The organism is Specibacter sp. AOP5-B1-6, from assembly GCF_052376555.1.
Taxonomy (GTDB): Bacteria; Actinomycetota; Actinomycetes; order Actinomycetales; family Micrococcaceae; genus Specibacter.
Window position 1 is genome coordinate 82,192 of sequence record NZ_JBQSVT010000008.1, and the last position, 15,882, is coordinate 98,073.

13 protein-coding genes are annotated in these 15,882 nt (G+C 65.2%); 3 read left to right on the forward strand and 10 right to left on the reverse strand.

What is annotated here, in order from left to right:
• Nucleotides 1-268: 268 nt before the first annotated feature.
• Nucleotides 269-904 (forward strand): vitamin K epoxide reductase family protein, encoded by a 636-nt coding sequence (locus ACT3TS_RS05895; RefSeq protein WP_444530561.1) that lies wholly within the window; start codon nucleotides 269-271, stop codon nucleotides 902-904.
• A 187-nt stretch (nucleotides 905-1,091) separates the two neighbouring features.
• Here the strand turns inward: ACT3TS_RS05895 and ndk are convergent, their stop codons facing one another.
• From ndk to ACT3TS_RS05930, 7 genes are all read right to left on the reverse strand, one after another.
• Nucleotides 1,092-1,508, reverse strand: coding sequence for a nucleoside-diphosphate kinase (ndk, locus tag ACT3TS_RS05900; RefSeq protein ID WP_444530562.1), 417 nt, complete (start codon nucleotides 1,506-1,508; stop codon nucleotides 1,092-1,094).
• A 96-nt stretch (nucleotides 1,509-1,604) separates the two neighbouring features.
• Nucleotides 1,605-2,051: a DUF4233 domain-containing protein gene (locus ACT3TS_RS05905; protein WP_444530563.1), complete on the reverse strand. Its 447-nt coding sequence runs from the start codon at nucleotides 2,049-2,051 to the stop codon at nucleotides 1,605-1,607.
• 1 nt (nucleotide 2,052) lies between these two features.
• Nucleotides 2,053-3,435, reverse strand: a complete 1,383-nt coding sequence (locus ACT3TS_RS05910; protein WP_444530564.1) for a bifunctional folylpolyglutamate synthase/dihydrofolate synthase — start codon at nucleotides 3,433-3,435, stop codon at nucleotides 2,053-2,055.
• The gene (gene ileS / locus ACT3TS_RS05915) at nucleotides 3,436-6,726 is read right to left on the reverse strand and encodes an isoleucine--tRNA ligase (protein WP_444530611.1); all 3,291 of its coding nucleotides are present in this window, start codon (nucleotides 6,724-6,726) and stop codon (nucleotides 3,436-3,438) included.
• Between the two features lie 295 nt (nucleotides 6,727-7,021).
• The gene (locus tag ACT3TS_RS05920; RefSeq protein WP_444530565.1) at nucleotides 7,022-7,792 is read right to left on the reverse strand and encodes an SDR family oxidoreductase; all 771 of its coding nucleotides are present in this window, start codon (nucleotides 7,790-7,792) and stop codon (nucleotides 7,022-7,024) included.
• A gap of 55 nt (nucleotides 7,793-7,847) precedes the next feature.
• The gene (locus ACT3TS_RS05925; RefSeq protein WP_444530566.1) at nucleotides 7,848-8,192 is read right to left on the reverse strand and encodes a DUF488 domain-containing protein; all 345 of its coding nucleotides are present in this window, start codon (nucleotides 8,190-8,192) and stop codon (nucleotides 7,848-7,850) included.
• Between the two features lie 236 nt (nucleotides 8,193-8,428).
• Nucleotides 8,429-8,917 carry a MepB family protein gene (locus tag ACT3TS_RS05930; protein ID WP_444530567.1) on the reverse strand — a complete coding sequence of 163 codons (489 nt, stop codon included), beginning with the start codon at nucleotides 8,915-8,917 and terminating at the stop codon, nucleotides 8,429-8,431.
• Between the two features lie 48 nt (nucleotides 8,918-8,965).
• Between ACT3TS_RS05930 and valS the strand changes: the two genes are divergently transcribed.
• Complete coding sequence (gene valS, locus ACT3TS_RS05935; RefSeq protein ID WP_444530568.1) at nucleotides 8,966-11,587, forward strand: valine--tRNA ligase; 2,622 nt, start codon at nucleotides 8,966-8,968, stop codon at nucleotides 11,585-11,587.
• A gap of 56 nt (nucleotides 11,588-11,643) precedes the next feature.
• Here the strand turns inward: valS and ACT3TS_RS05940 are convergent, their stop codons facing one another.
• From ACT3TS_RS05940 to ACT3TS_RS05950, 3 genes are read right to left on the reverse strand one after another with little or no spacing between them, the layout of a single operon-like run.
• On the reverse strand, nucleotides 11,644-12,477 hold the full coding sequence (locus ACT3TS_RS05940) for an SGNH/GDSL hydrolase family protein (protein WP_444530569.1): 834 nt from the start codon (nucleotides 12,475-12,477) through the stop codon (nucleotides 11,644-11,646).
• Between the two features lie 6 nt (nucleotides 12,478-12,483).
• Entirely contained in the window at nucleotides 12,484-13,926 is a 1,443-nt protein-coding gene (locus tag ACT3TS_RS05945) for a UDP-glucose dehydrogenase family protein (protein WP_444530570.1), read from the reverse strand.
• Nucleotides 13,923-15,068, reverse strand: coding sequence for a glycosyltransferase family 4 protein (locus ACT3TS_RS05950; protein WP_444530571.1), 1,146 nt, complete (start codon nucleotides 15,066-15,068; stop codon nucleotides 13,923-13,925). Before ACT3TS_RS05950 ends, ACT3TS_RS05945 begins: the two co-directional genes overlap by 4 nt.
• Nucleotides 15,069-15,273: 205 nt before the next feature.
• Between ACT3TS_RS05950 and ACT3TS_RS05955 the strand changes: the two genes are divergently transcribed.
• Nucleotides 15,274-15,882 carry a TetR/AcrR family transcriptional regulator gene (locus ACT3TS_RS05955; protein WP_444530572.1) on the forward strand — a complete coding sequence of 203 codons (609 nt, stop codon included), beginning with the start codon at nucleotides 15,274-15,276 and terminating at the stop codon, nucleotides 15,880-15,882.

The window sequence follows — 15,882 nt, forward strand, 5'->3', positions numbered from 1 at the left end:
ACTTTCCAGGCGGCACCAACTTCTGGGTGCGCAAGCTCTAAAAAGCCAATGGTTTGCGGAATCCGGCCGGTGGATGGCTGCACGCAGTGGCAGTGTCGTCACCGGCAGCCGGAGGCGTGCCATTGGACTGAGGGGCGCATGTGGATCGCCGATCAGCCGATTTCATTGTCTCATACGCGCCATGCCACAGCGCCGTTTCACGCAGGGCGCGCCAAGAAACTCGCGCTACAATCAGGACTCAATCACCGGTCTCGATGAATAGGACGTCATGCCCAGCACTGAAGCTTCCACCCGCGGCCCGGCAGATTTGGACAAGCCCGCCATGGCACGTGCCAGACCGTTTGGCTGGTTTCTGGTTATTGCCGGCGCAATTGCATGGATCGCATCGTTCACCCTGGTGCTTGAACGGGTCGAACTTTACAAGGACCCGAACGCCACAGCCAGCTGCGACTTCAACTCCTGGATCTCCTGCAGCGACGTCATGAAGACACCCGAAGCAGGCCTGCTCGGCTTCCCCAACCCGTTCATCGGCGTTGTGGCGTTCGCCGTCGTCATCACCACCGGCATGGTCCTGCTGGCCGGTGCCCGACTGGCGCGCTGGTACTGGTTCGGCCTGCAAGTGGGCATCACCGCCGGGATGGCCCTGGTGGTCTGGTTCTGGTTCACCGCCGTGTACACCCTCGCGCTCCTGTGCCCCTACTGCATGGTGGTGTGGGCCATGATGATCCCGCTCTTCGTCTGGACCACCATCCGCAACATCAATCACGGCGTCATCCCGGCCCCGCCGGCGCTCACCAAGTTCCTCAACAATTGGGCCTGGGTCATCGTCGCCCTGCTCTACCTGGCCGTCCTGGCCTCCATCTTCTTCAAGTTCATGTACCTGATCATCCCCTCCAACGCCTGACCCGCCGACAAACGCTCCTGCAGTTGTGGGACTGTTTTGGCCAACGCTCCTGCATTCCGCAGCAGGAGCGTTGGTGTTTAATGCCCCGGAAGTGAGCGAGCGTTTTTAGCGGAAAGTACGACGACGAAGGGCACCTTCCACACGGAAGGTGCCCTTCGTCGTCGTACTTCAGGCAAAAAAGTCGCGCTTAGGCGAACCAGATGCCGATCTCGCGCTCGGCGGACTCCACCGAGTCGGAGCCGTGGACCAGGTTCTGCTGGACCTTCAGGCCCCAGTCGCGGCCAAAGTCGCCGCGGATGGTGCCGGGTGCTGCGGTGGTGGGATCGGTGGTGCCGGCCACGGCGCGGAAGCCTTCGATGACGCGGTGGCCCTCGAAGATGGCGGCGACGACCGGGCCGGAGAGCATGAACTCAACGAGCGGCTCGTAGAACGGCTTGCCGACGTGCTCTTCGTAATGTGCCTCAAGCTGCTCGCGCGTGGCGTTGACCTTCTTCAGCTCGGCCAGGGTGTAGCCCTTGGCCTCGATGCGGGCCAGGACGGCCCCGGACAGGTTGCGGGCGACGCCGTCGGGCTTTACAAGTACAAGGGTGCGCTCAATGCTCACAGTAACTCCATCAATATCGTTCGAGATCATTTTCAAAGCCAGTCTACGGTCGTTCGGGCAGGGGCCGAAACGGAAAATGCCGCCGGCAGGTGGGGACTATGCCGAAGCCTCCGGCTTTTCGCCTTCGGGGTGGGCTGCGTCCCAGTTGGCCTGCGCCCTGGCCCGGGCGGCGTTTTCGCGGTCAATCTTGGCGCCGGCGTACAGGGCGTACCACCACGCGACGGCGAAGAGCACGCCCACAACAAACATCGACGGCTCCCAAAAGCCGCCGGCGATCAAGGCCAGCTGCAGAAGCCAGCCGAAGGCCACACCCCAGGTCTTGCGGATGACCCCGCATGCCAGGATCATCAGCAGCGCCAGCACGCCGGCGGCGATGAGGTAGGTGGCGTCCTTGTCCTTCAGGCCGAACAACGCCAGTCCCAGGAAAAGGGCCACGAACGCCTCGAGCATCAGGACCACCGAGGCGAACATCATCTTGGTGGAGCGCAGCTTTTTGGGAGTGTTGGGCTTCCATTCGCGCTGGGCTTTTGTCAGCTTGGCCATCTCAGGCACCTGCCCTTTCGCCGGGACGGCCCAGCAGGATCCGGGCCTCGCCCACGACGGTGATGGAGCCGGTGATCAAGATGCCGCCGGCAAGGTCGTTGTTGGATTCGGCGCGCTCAACAGCCCATTCAATGGCGTCGTCAAGCTTTTCGGCGATGTGGACGTCTTCCTCGGCCCAGCCAAGGTCCACGGCCATTTCCGCCAACTCGGCGGCCGGGATGGCCCGCGGGGAGTTGGATTGGGTCAGGCAGATTTCCGCCGCCTCGTCACCGTAGGATTCCTTGATGGTGTTGAGGATTTCCTCGGCGTCCTTTTCCGCCAGCACGCCGAGCACGACCACCAGCTTGCTGAAGGCAAACGCCTCCTGGAGGGCTGCCGCGGTGACGGCAATGCCTGCGGGGTTGTGCGCCGCATCCACCACGATGGTGGGTGAGGTGCGCATGACTTCCAGGCGTCCGGGCGAGGTGACGGCGGCAAAGCCTTCCTGGACCAGTTCCTGGTTCAGTTCCTTCTCTCCCCCGCCGAGGAACGCCTCCAGGGCGGCAAGTGCGACGGCGGCGTTCTGGGCCTGGTGTTCGCCGTGCAGGGGAAGCAGGATTCCCGGGTAGCGGCCGGCCAGTCCCTGCAGGTCGAGCATTTGCCCGCCCACAGCCACGGTGCGTGCCTCCACACCGAATTCAACGCCCTCAAAGCGGAATTCGGCATGCTTTTCACGGGCCTTGTCCAGGATGACCTGGGCGGCGTCGGTGGGCTGGGCGGCGCTGATGAGGAATGCGCCTTCCTTGATGATGCCGGCCTTCTCCTCGGCGATGAGCCCCGTCGTGTCACCCAGCAGCTCGGTGTGGTCAAGGGAGATCGGCGTGATCACGGCAACCTGGCCGTCGCCCACATTGGTGGCGTCGGTGATGCCGCCAAGGCCCACCTCCATGACTGCCACATCCACCGGCTCGTCGGCAAAGATGGCGAACGCCAGGATCGTCAGGCACTCGAAGTAGGTCAGGCGCACCTCCCCGGCGGTCGTGAGCTCGGCGTCGACAATGTCCAGGTAGGGGCGGATTTCGTCCCAGATCCGCACGAAGGTCTCGTCACTGACGGGTGCGCCGTCAATGCTGATGCGCTCCGTCACCCGGGTCAGGTGCGGGCTTGTATAGCGGCCGGTGCGCAGGTCGTGGGCCAGCAGCCCCGCCTCGATCATCCGAGCGGTGGAGGTTTTCCCGTTGGTGCCGGTGATGTGGATGATGGGGAAGGCCTTGTTGGGCTCCCCCAGCACGTCCATGGCCCGGAACAACGGAGCCAGCCTGGGCTGCATCTTGTTTTCCGGGGCACGGCCCAACAGCTCGGCGTAGACGCTTTCAACCGAGAATTCGTCATGGTCAGCAGGCATTTAGGAAATGCTCCGTTCAACTGTGATGGTGGTGTCAACGTCACCGGGGATGAGTTCAAGCTTCAGGGTCAGGGTCTCGGACTTCACCAGCTCGGCGTTGGCGTGCAACGCATCAATGGTGTCCTGCGGGGCACTGATGATGGTGCGGATCCTGTCGCTGACCTGCAGCCCGGCGTCCTTGCGGGCCTGCTGGATGGCACGCACCATGTCGCGTGCCGTTCCTTCGGCCTCGAGTTCGGGGGTCAGCTCGGTGTTGAGAACCACGAAGCCGCCGTGCGGCAGCATCGCAACGGCGCTCTTGCCGCCGTCGTGCGCGTCCTCAACAACAGTCTCCAGCGTGTACTCGGACGGTTCCAGCTCCAAACCTCCGGAGGTGACCACGCCGTCGGTGACGGACCAGTCCCCGGACTTGGAGCCCTTGATGGCCAGCTGGACGTTTTTGCCCAGCCGGGGGCCCGCGGCCCGTGCGTTGACAACCAGCTTCTGCGTGATGCCGAACTCCTCGGGGGAAGCCTCGGCGGCGTCAACAAAGCGGATGGAGCGGATGTTCAGTTCGTCCGCGACGATCGCGCCGCCGTCGTTCAAGGCAGCGGCGTTGGGCGCCACCACGGTGAGCTCCTGCAGCGGCAGGCGCACGCGCAGCTTGGCGGCCTTGCGCAGGCTGGAACCGGTGGAGCAGATCTGCTGGATCCGGTCCATCTGCTCGACGAGGGCGGCGTTGGGGACGAACAGCTCGGCGTTGGGCCAGTCGGTCAGGTGCACCGAGCGGCCGCCGATGAGCCCGCGCCAGATTTCCTCGGTGACCAGCGGCAGCAGCGAGGCGGCCACCCGGCACACCGTCTCCAGCGCCGTGTAGAGGGCGTCAAAGGCATCGGTGTTTTCGTCGAAGAAGCGGTTGCGGCTGCGCCGGACGTACCAGTTGGTGAGCATGTCCAGGTAGCTGCGCAGCGAGTCGCAGGCGCCGGAAACGTCGTAACCGTCAAGCTTGGCCGTCAGCTCCCGGACGAGATCGCCGGTGTTGGCCAGCAGGTACTGGTCCATGGGGTCGGCATAGCCGTCGTAGCGCAACTCGGCGTCGTAGCCGTTGCCGCCGTTGGCCGTGTTGGCGTACAGGGTGAAGAAGCTGTACACGTTCCACAGCGGCAGGATGACCTGTCGGACACCGTCGCGGATGCCTTGTTCGGTGACCACCAGGTTGCCGCCGCGCAGGATCGGGCTGGACATCAGGAACCAGCGCATGGCGTCGGAGCCGTCGCGGTCCAGGACCTGGGAGACGTCCGGGTAGTTGCGCAGCGACTTGGACATCTTTTGCCCGTCGGAGCCGAGCACGATGCCGTGGCTGATGACGTTCCTGAACGCCGGCCGGTCAAAGAGTGCCGTGGACAGGATGTGCAGCATGTAGAACCAGCCGCGGGTTTGGCCAATGTACTCGACGATGAAATCGGCCGGGTTGTGGGTGTTGAACCAGTCCTCATTCTCGAACGGGTAGTGCGCCTGGCCGTACGGCATGGAACCGGAGTCGAACCAAACGTCCAGGACGTCCTCCACGCGGCGCATGGTGGACTGTCCCTCCTCGGGCGTGCGGGGGTCGTCCGGGTTGGGGCGCGTCAGCTCGTCGATGAACGGGCGGTGCAGGTCCACGTCACCGGCCTTGTTCAGCGGCAGGCGGCCAAAGTCGGCCTGGATTTCGGCGAGCGAACCGTACACGTCCGTGCGGGGGTAATTTTCGTCGTCGGACTGCCACACGGGGATCGGTGAGCCCCAGTAGCGGTTGCGGCTGATGGACCAGTCGCGGGCGTTGGCCAGCCACTTGCCGAACTGGCCGTCCTTGACGTTGCCGGGGATCCAGTTGATGTCCTGGTTCAGCTCGACCATGCGGTCCTTGAACGCGGTGACTTCCACGTACCAGGAGGAGACGGCGCGGTAGATCAAGGGTGTGCGGCAGCGCCAGCAGTGCGGGTAGCTGTGCACGTAGCTGGCCTGGCGGACCAGTCGGCCGGCCTCCTTCACCACACGGGTGATGGTCTTGTTGGCGTCAAAGACCTGCACGCCGGCGATGTCGTTGAGTGGGCCGCCCTCAAACACGGACAGGAAGTTCGCGCCCTCATCAACGGAAAGGACCACGGGGATGCCGTACTGCTCGCACACCTTCTGGTCCTCCTCACCGTAGGCGGGCGCCTGGTGGACGACGCCAGTACCGTCGGTCGTGGTCACATAGTCGGCGAGCAGGAACTGCCAGGACTTCGCCGTGCCGTACTTCTCGTCATCGGCAAAGTAGTCCCACAGCGGCTCGTACTTCAGGCCCTCAAGCTCTGCGCCCGCGTACGTGGCGGTGACGGCGGCCGTCGCGGCAGCAGCGTCGTCGTACCCCAGGTCCTTGGCGTGGGCACCCACGAGGTCCGCCGCCAGCAGGAAATTCCCTGCCGTGGCGCCTGTTGCGGAACCGTTGGGGCCGGCAGGCACGACGGCGTAGCTCACCTTGGGTCCGACGGCGAGGGCCTGGTTGGTGGGCAGGGTCCAGGGCGTGGTGGTCCAGGCGATGGCGGCAACGCCGGCCAGCTCCTGCGAGAGCGCGGATTCGCCGGCCAGGATGGGGAAGGTGACGGTGACTGTCTGGTCCTGGCGGTCCTTGTAGACGTCGTCATCCATGCGCAGCTCGTGGTTGGAGAGGGGCGTCTCATCCTTCCAGCAGTAGGGCAGCACGCGGTAGCCGTTGTAGGTCAGCCCCTTGGAGTGGAGCTGCTTGAACGCCCAGAGGACCGATTCCATGTACTCGACGTTGAGTGTCTTGTAGTCGTTCTCAAAGTCGACCCAGCGGGCCTGGCGGGTGACATATTCCTGCCATTCGCCGGCGTATTTCATGACGGAGGAGCGGCAGGCGTCGTTGAACTTGTCGATGCCCATGGCCTCGATCTGGGCCTTGTCGGTCATGCCCAGCTGCTTCATGGCTTCCAGCTCGGCGGGCAGCCCATGGGTGTCCCAGCCGAAGCGGCGCTCAACGCGGCGCCCGCGCTGGGTCTGGTAGCGGGCCACCAGGTCCTTGGCGTAGCCGGTGAGCAGGTGCCCGTAGTGCGGCAGGCCGTTGGCGAAGGGAGGACCGTCGTAGAAGACGAATTCGTTTGACCCGTCCTCGCCGGCGTCGCGCGCGTCAATGCTGGCCTGGAATGTGCCGTCTTCATCCCAGTACTTCAGGACGAGCTCTTCCACCTTCGGAAAGTTCACGGAGGCGGGGACGTGCTTGGATTCGGCGTGGAGGCCGGCGGCGGCTGAGGCCTTCGGGAAGTGGGTCATCACATCATCCTGGTTGTGGGCGTTCATGTTCAGGATGCAAGGACGGCTTGCGCCGCGGTACCACCTCGCTTGCCATGCTCCGGTTTCACCCTTTGCGCGGCCGCTTGTTGACTGCTGTGACGGGCTTACCCGTCCGGTTCTACTGGCGCCCTTGTACGGGCGTGTTCTTCCGGAAGCTCACCGGTGATGGCCGGGTCGACGCTTTGTTGTTCATTCTACGGGATGCGCACGAATGCGCGAACCGGGCGCTGGCGGGACGCTGGCGGGACGCCGGCGGGGCGCTGGCTCCGGCGGGTCAGGCCCTGCGGATGAGCTTGTGGTCGGCTGCCTGGGCCACGGGGCGGATCACGATCTGGTCCAGGTTGATGTGGTGCGGCAGGGTCACGGCGTAGGCCACGACCTCGGCCACATCGTCACCCGTGAGCGGGTTCTCCACCCCTTGGTACACCTTGTCGGCGGCTGCCTGATCGCCGCCGAGGCGGTTCAGCGTGAACTCCTCGGTGTGCACTAAACCGGGCGCCACCTCGATGACCCGCACATTGTTTTCCGCTTCCTCCAGCCGCAGCGCGTTCGTGATGGCGTGTTGGCCAAACTTTGCGGCGTTGTACCCGGCCCCGCCCTCATAAGCCGAGAGGCCGGCGGTGGAGGTGAGGTTCAGCACCGTGCCGTGGCCATGGCGGCGCAACTCGGGCAGGAAGGCCTTGATGAGTTTCATGGTGCCCACGACGTTGACCTGGAACATCCAGTCCCAGTCATCCGCATCGGCGGTGGCCATGCGGTCCACACCGCGGGCACCGCCGGCAATGTTGACCAGGGTGTCCAGCCCGCCTGCCTCGCGGAAAGCTTCGGTGACGTAATCACGGAGACGGGCGACGTCGTCGTCCTTGGTGATGTCCGCGGGGAACGGCGTGGCACCGGTTTCCGCAGCCAGTTGGGCCAGCCGGTCTTCGCGGCGGGCGACAGCAATCACGTTCCAGCCATCGCTCCGGAGCCGGCGGACGGTGGCGGCGCCGATGCCCGAGCTGGCGCCTGTGATGAGTGCATTTCTGGAAGTGTTGTCAGCCATGGAACAAATGTATCGCTGTTGGTGCGGGTTGCTGAAATGGCCGGGGAGCCGCCGCTCAGGACCCGTTGTTCAGGAAGTCCAGCAGCACGGCGGCCTGGTTTTCGTGGTGGTCCTTCGCCCCGTAGAGCAGCACCACCTCCTCATGTTCGGCAACGACCTTGCGCAGCTGAGCCACCGCGGGGTTGTCCTTCAGTTCGGCCGTATAGTCGCGGACAAACGCCTCGAAGTTTTCTTCCTTGTGGCCAAAGGCGTTGCGGACCTCTGTGCTGGGGCCTGCTTCCTTGAGCCACAGGTCAACGTTGTCCTTCTTGATGCCCCGCGGCCACAACCTGTCGACCAGGACGCGGTACTCCCCCGGTTCCGGCTCCTCATACACCCGCAAAATCCGTACAGTGCCCATATTTGCATCATAGCCCCGGCGCTGAGGCGGGTCGCGGCCTTGGACGACCTGTTCTGCGCTGAACTGGCGACGGGTGTGCCGCATGACAGTGTCATGCGCAACACCCGGCTCCAGTCGTGCGCAGAATGGGTCACCGTCCTGCCGCCGCCCGGAGTTTCTGCCTCATCCTGGACACGTACGCAAAAGTCACCACCGAGTTCCATGCCTGCGCGGAGCCACGCATGCCGGAAGCCCGATCAGGCGGCGTACAGCTCACGGACCCGCCCCGCGGAGGCGTCATGGGGCAAAAAGTATTCGCACTGCCACTGCTGGGTGCGCCGGGCCTGGGCGCTGGTGGGCTCCACGTCGGGCGGGTAGACGCGCATGGCCCGTTTGCCGCCCTCACCCTCAAGCGACACCACGCCATGGCGGGCCAACACACCCAGGGGGAGCACGAACTGGCCCAGCCCCGCACCCAGGCCGGCCTGAACGACAAAGAGGGCAACGCCGTCGGCCGCGTCAAAGGGGCGGATGGGCCCCGCAGCCGATCGCTGCCACAACGTGACGAACTGCCCCGCCTTGGTGGGCGTGGTCTTCGCGGTGCGGAACACGGCGTGCCGCCCGCCCAGCAAAAGGGTGTGGGCAGCGTAGTCGGCGCCCTCCGGCTCGGCACGGATGCCGGCCCACGACAGCCCGGCGCGTTCCCACATCTGCAGTGCCTGCTCCAGCGTATTCACAGGCACCATGTAACCACTGAATCCTGCTTCCGGGGCAAGTCATGGAAGAATTGGGCCATGGCTGAAAACTTTCCGGGCACAGACACGCCCGCACCCACCACAAGCAACGTTCCTGACAAGCCCGTTTTGGAGGGCCTTGAAGAGTCCCTGACCAAGCGGTGGCTGGCAGAGGGCACCTACAAGTTTGACCGTGAGACCACCCGGGAGCAGGTGTACTCCATCGACACTCCCCCGCCCACGGCGTCCGGTTCCCTGCATGTGGGCCACATGTTCTCGTACACCCAGACCGACGTGCTGGCCCGCTTCCAGCGCATGAACGGCAAGAACGTCTTCTACCCCATGGGCTGGGACGACAACGGTCTGCCCACCGAGCGCCGCGTGCAGAATTACTACGGTGTGCGCTGCGACCCAACCCACACGTACGACGCCGACTACCGCCCTCCCGCAGCGCCGGCCAAGAACCAGCGTGATTTCGATGTCATCTCCCGCAGGAATTTCATTGAGCTGTGCGAGGAGCTGGCTGTTGAAGACGAGAAGGTCTTTGAGCACCTGTTCCAGACCCTGGGCCTGTCCGTTGACTGGGCCCTGACCTACCGGACCATCGACGACCACTCAAGGTCTGTCTCCCAGCGCGGATTCCTGGAGAACCTTGCCGCCGGCGACGCCTACATGGCCGAGGCCCCCACGCTCTGGGACGTCACGTTCCGCACCGCCGTGGCCCAGGCAGAACTGGAAGACCGCGAAGTTGCCGGCGCCTACTACCGGTACCCGTTCTTCGCCGAAGACGGCACGAAGATCTACATCGAGACCACGCGCCCGGAACTGCTCGCCGCCTGCTCCGCCCTCGTCGCCAACCCCGATGACGAGCGCTACAAGCCGCTCTTCGGCAAGAAGGTCACCTCTCCCCTGTTCGGCGTCGAGGTTGAGGTACGCGCCCACGCCCTGGCCAAGGCCGACAAGGGCTCGGGCATCGCCATGGTCTGCACCTTTGGAGACCTGACAGACGTCACCTGGTGGCGTGAACTGCAGCTGCCCACCCGCGCCATTGTTGGCCGCGACGGCCGCATCCTCGGCGACACCCCCGAGTGGATCACCACCGAGGAAGGCCGCGCCAACTACGCGGCGATCGCCGGCAAGACCGTGTTCAGCGCCAAGGAAGGCGTTGTGGCCATGCTTGGCGAGGCGGAGCTGCTGGACGGCGACGTCAAGAAGATCATGCACCCCGTGAACTTCTTTGAAAAGGGCGACAAGCCCCTGGAGATCGTTTCCTCACGCCAGTGGTACATCCGCAACGGCGGCCGGGACGAAGACCGCCGCGACAAGCTGATCAACCGGGGCAAGGAAATCGAGTTCCACCCGGCGTTCATGCGCTCGCGCTACGACAACTGGATCTCGGGCCTGAACGGTGACTGGCTGGTTTCCCGCCAGCGCTTCTTCGGTGTGCCGGTTCCTGTCTGGTACCCGCTGGATGCCGACGCGAACCCCGACTACGACCACCCAATCCTGCCCACCGCGGACATGCTGCCGGTTGACCCCGCCGCCGACGCGGCACCGGGCTACACCGAGACCCAGCGCAACGCGGCCGGCGGCTTCGTCGGCGACGCCGACGTGCTGGACACCTGGGCCACCTCGTCCCTGACACCGCAGATTGTGGGCGGCTGGGGCGTTGATGAGGATTTGTTCGCCAAGGTCTACCCCTTCGACCTGCGCCCGCAGGGCCACGACATCATCCGCACCTGGCTGTTCTCCTCGGCCGTGCGTGCCGACGCCCTGCAGGGCAGCGCACCGTGGAAGCATGCCGCCATTTCCGGCTGGATCCTTGACCCGGACCGCAAGAAGATGTCCAAGTCCAAGGGCAATGTGGTCGTCCCCACCGACGTGCTCAACGACTTTGGAGCCGACGCCGTCCGCTACTGGGCAGCGTCCGCGAAGCTCGGCGCCGACACGGCCTATGAGATTGCACAGATGAAGATCGGCCGCCGGCTGGCCATCAAGCTGCTGAACGCCTCCAAGTTCGTGCTGAACCTTGGCGCCACCGAGGCCAACGTGCTCAGCGCGGACTCTGACGTGCTCAGCAACCCGCTGGACCGTGCCCTGCTGGCCCAGCTCGCCGAAGTGGTTCATGCCTCCACGGCTGCGTTTGAAAAGTACGACTACGCCCGTGCCCTGCAGATCACCGAGAGCTTCTTCTGGCACTTCACGGACGATTATGTCGAGCTCATCAAGGACCGTGCCTACGGTGCCAGCGGCGAGGAGGGCCAGGCCTCCGTGCTGGCAGCCCTGGCCACCACGCTGGATTCGCTGCTGCGCCTGTTCGCACCCTTCCTGCCGTTCGCGACGGAAGAAGTGTGGAGCTGGTGGCGTGCAGACTCCGTTCACCGCGCCCCGTGGCCCGCTGTTGTTGCCGTGGACGACGGCGACACCACCTTGCTCGCGACGGTCGGCGACGCGCTTTCCGGCATCCGCAAGGCCAAGTCCGAGGCCAAGGTCAAGCAGCGCACCCAGGTCCTCACCGCCACCGTGACGGCCGGCGACGTCCAGGCCGCGCAATTGGCTGCGGGCTTGGGCGACCTCAAGGCCGCTGCCAACGCCCTGGAGCTCACGGTTGCCGTGGGCGAAGGGGAACTGACCGTGTCCGACGTCGAGCTGGCGCCGGCCGAGGAGCCCGCGCAGGCTTAACCCCCTGTTCAACTGCCCCGCAGTTGTGGTTGTAGAAACACCGATTTTGCGTTGTTTTACGACCACAACTGCGGGGCAGTTGGTATTTTGTGCCGAGCCAGCTTCTTCAGGCCCTTTTTCGGCGGCACCCGCACGGGCTCCGGCCAGCGCGGGCTGAGATCGTCACCCAGTGTGGTGCCGCGCACCTTGCGGGCCGCCAACGGCAGCACCCAGTCGGTAACCCACACATACTGGCTCCGCGCCCACTCCCTGGCCCCGGGACCGGGACGCCGGTCCTTGTGCTTGAACGCTATGCCATGCGGGACGTCCAGCCGGTCGAGGAGCTGCGACGCCAGATATTTGTGCCCGGCCTTGGACATGTGCAGCCTGTCAGGACCCCACAGGCGCGGATTCGTGTAGGCCGCGAAGGCCGCGTAGTCCACCAACACCGCCCCGTATTTGGTGGCCAGCGCTCGGACCCCGTCGTTGTAGGCGTGGTTCTTGCGCCGCAGCGGACCCAGCAGGGGTGAGACCTCGACGTCGTATCCGGTGAACAGCACCAGTGTGGCGCCGGTCTGGGCAAGCCGCGCCACCAGGAGCTCATACTGGGCCAGGATGTCTGGAATCCTGGTGCCAAGGTCCATGACGTCGTTCCCTCCGGCGTACAGCGTGATCAACGTCGGTTTCATGGCAACGGCCGTCTCCAGCTGTTCAGCGATGATGTGCCGCAGCCGCTTGCTGCGGATGGCAAGGTTTGCGTACTCCCAGCCGGGCGTGTCCCGGGCCAGGGCCTCGGCCACCCTGTCCGCCCAGCCCCTGACGCCGTTGGGCAGGTGCTGGCTCGGGTCCCCGACGCCCTCCGTGAACGAGTCGCCCAGGGCAACATAGCGGCCCGGCACCTTCTGCAGCACAGGGAGTTAGACCGCCGAGCCGGACTGCACGGCAGCAACTGTCTGCACAGGGCCACCCGACGACGCCGAGCCAACTGTCTGCGCCGGGCCGCCCGACGACGCCGAGCCAAGGGACGGGGTCCGGGAAACGCCAGGGCTGGAGCCGCCGCGTCCAATCCCGTGGCAGTCCCAGCCTGCCGCCTGCCACGCCGCGGCGTCCAGGGCGTTGCGGCCGTCGATGATCACCGGCCGCTGCACCAGTGCGGCCGTCTTGGCAGGATCCAAGGAGGTGAATTCGGGCCAGTGCGTCAACAACAGCACCAACTCGGCTCCGTGCAGGGCCGTGTCCACATCGCTGTCAAAGGCAAGCTGCGGAAACTGCAGCCACGCGGTGTCTGCTGCCTGCGGGTCGCTGACCGTCACCTGTGCACCCTGCGCCGCAAGCTGGGCTGCCACGTCCAGCGCCGGCGAATCACGGATGTCATCGGTGTGCGGCTTGAACGAGGCGCCCAGGATGGTGATCCGCCGCCCGGCCACCGAGCCGCCGCAAAGACGCACGGCGGTCTCAGCAGTGCGGTATCGCGCGTCGGCATTGATGCCGTCCACCAGCGAGAACATCTCATCGAGGGCGTCAACTCCGTGGCTCTGGGCCTGCGCCCGAAACGACCTCAGGTCCTTGGGCAGGCAGCCTCCCCCAAACCCGACGCCGGCATGGAAGTACTTGCCCCCGATGCGGTCGTCGTGCCCCAGTGCCTGGGCAAGCTGGACGACGTCGGCCCCGGCCTTCTCACAAAACTCACCCACGGCGTTGATGTAGGAAAGCTTCAACGCCAAAAACGCGTTGGCGGAAACCTTGATCAGTTCCGCCGTGGCAAAGTTGGTGACCACCTTGGGGGTTGCGCGTGCCAGCAGCGGTGCATAGACGGCATCAAGCAAGGCGGCGGCCGTGGCGCCCCGCTCACCGTCGGCGACGCCGTAGACCAGCCGGTCCGGGACCAGCGAGTCCTTGACGGCCGTGCCCTGGCGCAGGAACTCGGGATTCCACGCCAGCACGGCCCCGGTGGCTGAAATCATCGACTCAACCACGCCGGCCGTTCCCACCGGCACGGTTGACTTGCCCACCACCAATGCGTCGGAGCGCAGATGCGGCAGCAACGACTCGATGGCCGACCGCAGGAACGACAGGTCGGAGTCGTTGGCCGTCTTGGATTGCGGCGTGCCGACGCACAGGAAATGAATTTGCGCATCGGCTACGTCCGCCGGGTCCGTGGTGAACGTGAGACGACCGCCGTTGTGGCCTTCCTGGAGCATTTCGGCAAGTCCGGGTTCATGGAACGGTGCGGTGCCGGCAGCGAGCTGGGCGATCCGGGTGGCATCCGTATCCAGGCCAATGACCTCGTGGCCCATGTGTGCCAGTGTTGCCGCATGCACGGTGCCGAGGTAGCCGGCGCCAATAACCGAAATTTTCATTTGATTCCTTTCAGGGCGGCCGTAAGCCGCGGGTGGTCGGCAATGGTCTGGGTGTAGAGGTCCATCAGCTGCTCGCAGACAACGTGCCAGCTGCGGCCCTGGACCTGGTCGAAGGCTGCGGCGCCAAAGGCGGCCCGCTTGGCGTCGTCACCGAGGAGGTCGGTGGCATAGCCCCGCAGCTGGGCCAGGTCGCCCGGTTCGTACAACCAGCCCGTTCGGGAGGAATCCACCAGGTCCACGGGCCCGCCGCGCCCGGTGGCGACAACGGGGACGCCCGAAGCCATGGCCTCCTGGATGGTTTGGCAGAAGGTTTCCAACTCACCGGGGTGGACAAAGAGGTCGAAGGAGGCCATGGCGGCGGCCAGCTCCCCGCCGCCGAGAAATCCCGTGAAATGGGCGTCGGGCAGGAGGGCTTCCAGTGCCGGGCGCTGCGGTCCGTCGCCCACGATGACGATGCGGGAGTTCGGGATGCCCGCCAGGGCGGCGAGGTCCTCAACCTGTTTCTCGAGGGCCAGCCGGCCCACGTAGCCGATGATCTTTTGTCCTTCAGGTGCGGCCGCCTGACGGAATTCGAAGCTACGTTTGCCGGGGTGGAAGCGGTCCGTGTCGACGCCGCGGCGCCAGAGCTCGACGCGCGGGATGCCGTGGCCACGGAGTTTGTGCATGGAATCGGTGGACGGGGCCAGCGTTTTTGTGGCTGTCGTGTGGATTCGTTCCACCCGCTGCCAGGCCCAGTTTGCCAGGAACGGCATGCCGTATTTTGCGGCGTATCCCGGGACATCTGTTTGGTAGACCGCCACTGAGGGCAGGCCCAACAGCGCTGCGGCCCGTACGGCACGCCATCCCAGCACAAAAGGCGAGGCCAGGTGGACCACGTCGGGGTTGAACTCGGCCAACAGGGTTTTCACGCGGGCCACACCGCCAACGGCAATGCGGATGTTCCGATACCCGGCCAGGGGAACCGCTGGCAGCCGCCGAATGGTGGCCCCTTCCACCAGCGGGGGTGCATTCTCAAGTGTGGACGGCGCAATGACAAGTACGTCATCACCGCGCGCATCCAGGTGTTGCAGGATTTTTAGCAGCGAATGGGTGACCCCATTCATCTCGGGCAGGAACGATTCAGCAACTATGGCAACCTTCACGCTCCAACCATGACCGGCCAAGATTGCCGATACGGGCCGCTGCGGGAACGTGGGGGTTAAGAGTTGGTGAACGGAGGTGCCGCGCAACGAACGGCGGCTCCACCGCGGGAGTGCGGGCGGGACCGCGGCCGGCAGTGCTGCGGACAGTGGCGTGCGGCCACCACCTGGATTGCCAGACGACCGGGAGCCTGATAGCTTGGTGAACATGTTCAGTGAACGCGTTCAATCACGAGACGGCCAGCGGCTGGCCACCATCCAGGGGGTCCTCTCGGCCGCGGAGACGCTCTTTCACCGGCAGGGCTTCAAGGCCACCACTGTGCGTCAAATCGCAGCCGCCGCTGGTGTCAGCATTGGCACGGTCATGGCCGCAGGCGACAAGGACAGTCTGCTGGTGGCTGTCATGGACCGGCACATTTCACAGCTGCACAGGGAACGGCAACTCCCGGATGCAGGGTTCCTGGCCATGAAGGCAGGCACCGACGCCGAGGGCATGATCGCCGCCTTGGTCGAACCACTTCTGCAGCTTTTTGCCGACGACCTTCCACTGGCCAGGGAGTATGGCGCCATTCTGCTCAGGGGCAGTAGCGGCTCAGCCGTCTTTGGTGAACTGGCCGCCAGTCTCAAAGCCGAGTTTGAGCAGGTCTTCAGGCTGTTCGGCCTGCGGGCGGCCCAGGCAAGGAATGCCGCCACCGCCGTCCACCTCTCTTATCTCGGCATACTTCTCGCCTGGGCCGGCGGGGCCTGCGACCAACACCAGGCCCTGACCCAGCTCAGGACTGTGGTTGCCACGATCCTGAACCCTGGCGGCCCATAA

What these genes read in the sequence shown, in the direction of transcription:
- valS (WP_444530568.1), top strand. Translation starts at nt 8,966, where the DNA reads ATGGCTGAAAACTTTCCGGGCACAGACACGCCCGCACCCACCACAAGC.
- ACT3TS_RS05910 (WP_444530564.1), bottom strand. Translation starts at nt 3,435, where the DNA reads ATGCCTGCTGACCATGACGAATTCTCGGTTGAAAGCGTCTACGCCGAG.
- ACT3TS_RS05955 (WP_444530572.1), top strand. Translation starts at nt 15,274, where the DNA reads ATGTTCAGTGAACGCGTTCAATCACGAGACGGCCAGCGGCTGGCCACC.
- ACT3TS_RS05925 (WP_444530566.1), bottom strand. Translation starts at nt 8,192, where the DNA reads ATGGGCACTGTACGGATTTTGCGGGTGTATGAGGAGCCGGAACCGGGG.
- ACT3TS_RS05895 (WP_444530561.1), top strand. Translation starts at nt 269, where the DNA reads ATGCCCAGCACTGAAGCTTCCACCCGCGGCCCGGCAGATTTGGACAAG.
- ACT3TS_RS05920 (WP_444530565.1), bottom strand. Translation starts at nt 7,792, where the DNA reads ATGGCTGACAACACTTCCAGAAATGCACTCATCACAGGCGCCAGCTCG.
- ACT3TS_RS05905 (WP_444530563.1), bottom strand. Translation starts at nt 2,051, where the DNA reads ATGGCCAAGCTGACAAAAGCCCAGCGCGAATGGAAGCCCAACACTCCC.
- ACT3TS_RS05945 (WP_444530570.1), bottom strand. Translation starts at nt 13,926, where the DNA reads ATGAAAATTTCGGTTATTGGCGCCGGCTACCTCGGCACCGTGCATGCG.
- ACT3TS_RS05930 (WP_444530567.1), bottom strand. Translation starts at nt 8,917, where the DNA reads ATGGTGCCTGTGAATACGCTGGAGCAGGCACTGCAGATGTGGGAACGC.
- ileS (WP_444530611.1), bottom strand. Translation starts at nt 6,726, where the DNA reads ATGACCCACTTCCCGAAGGCCTCAGCCGCCGCCGGCCTCCACGCCGAA.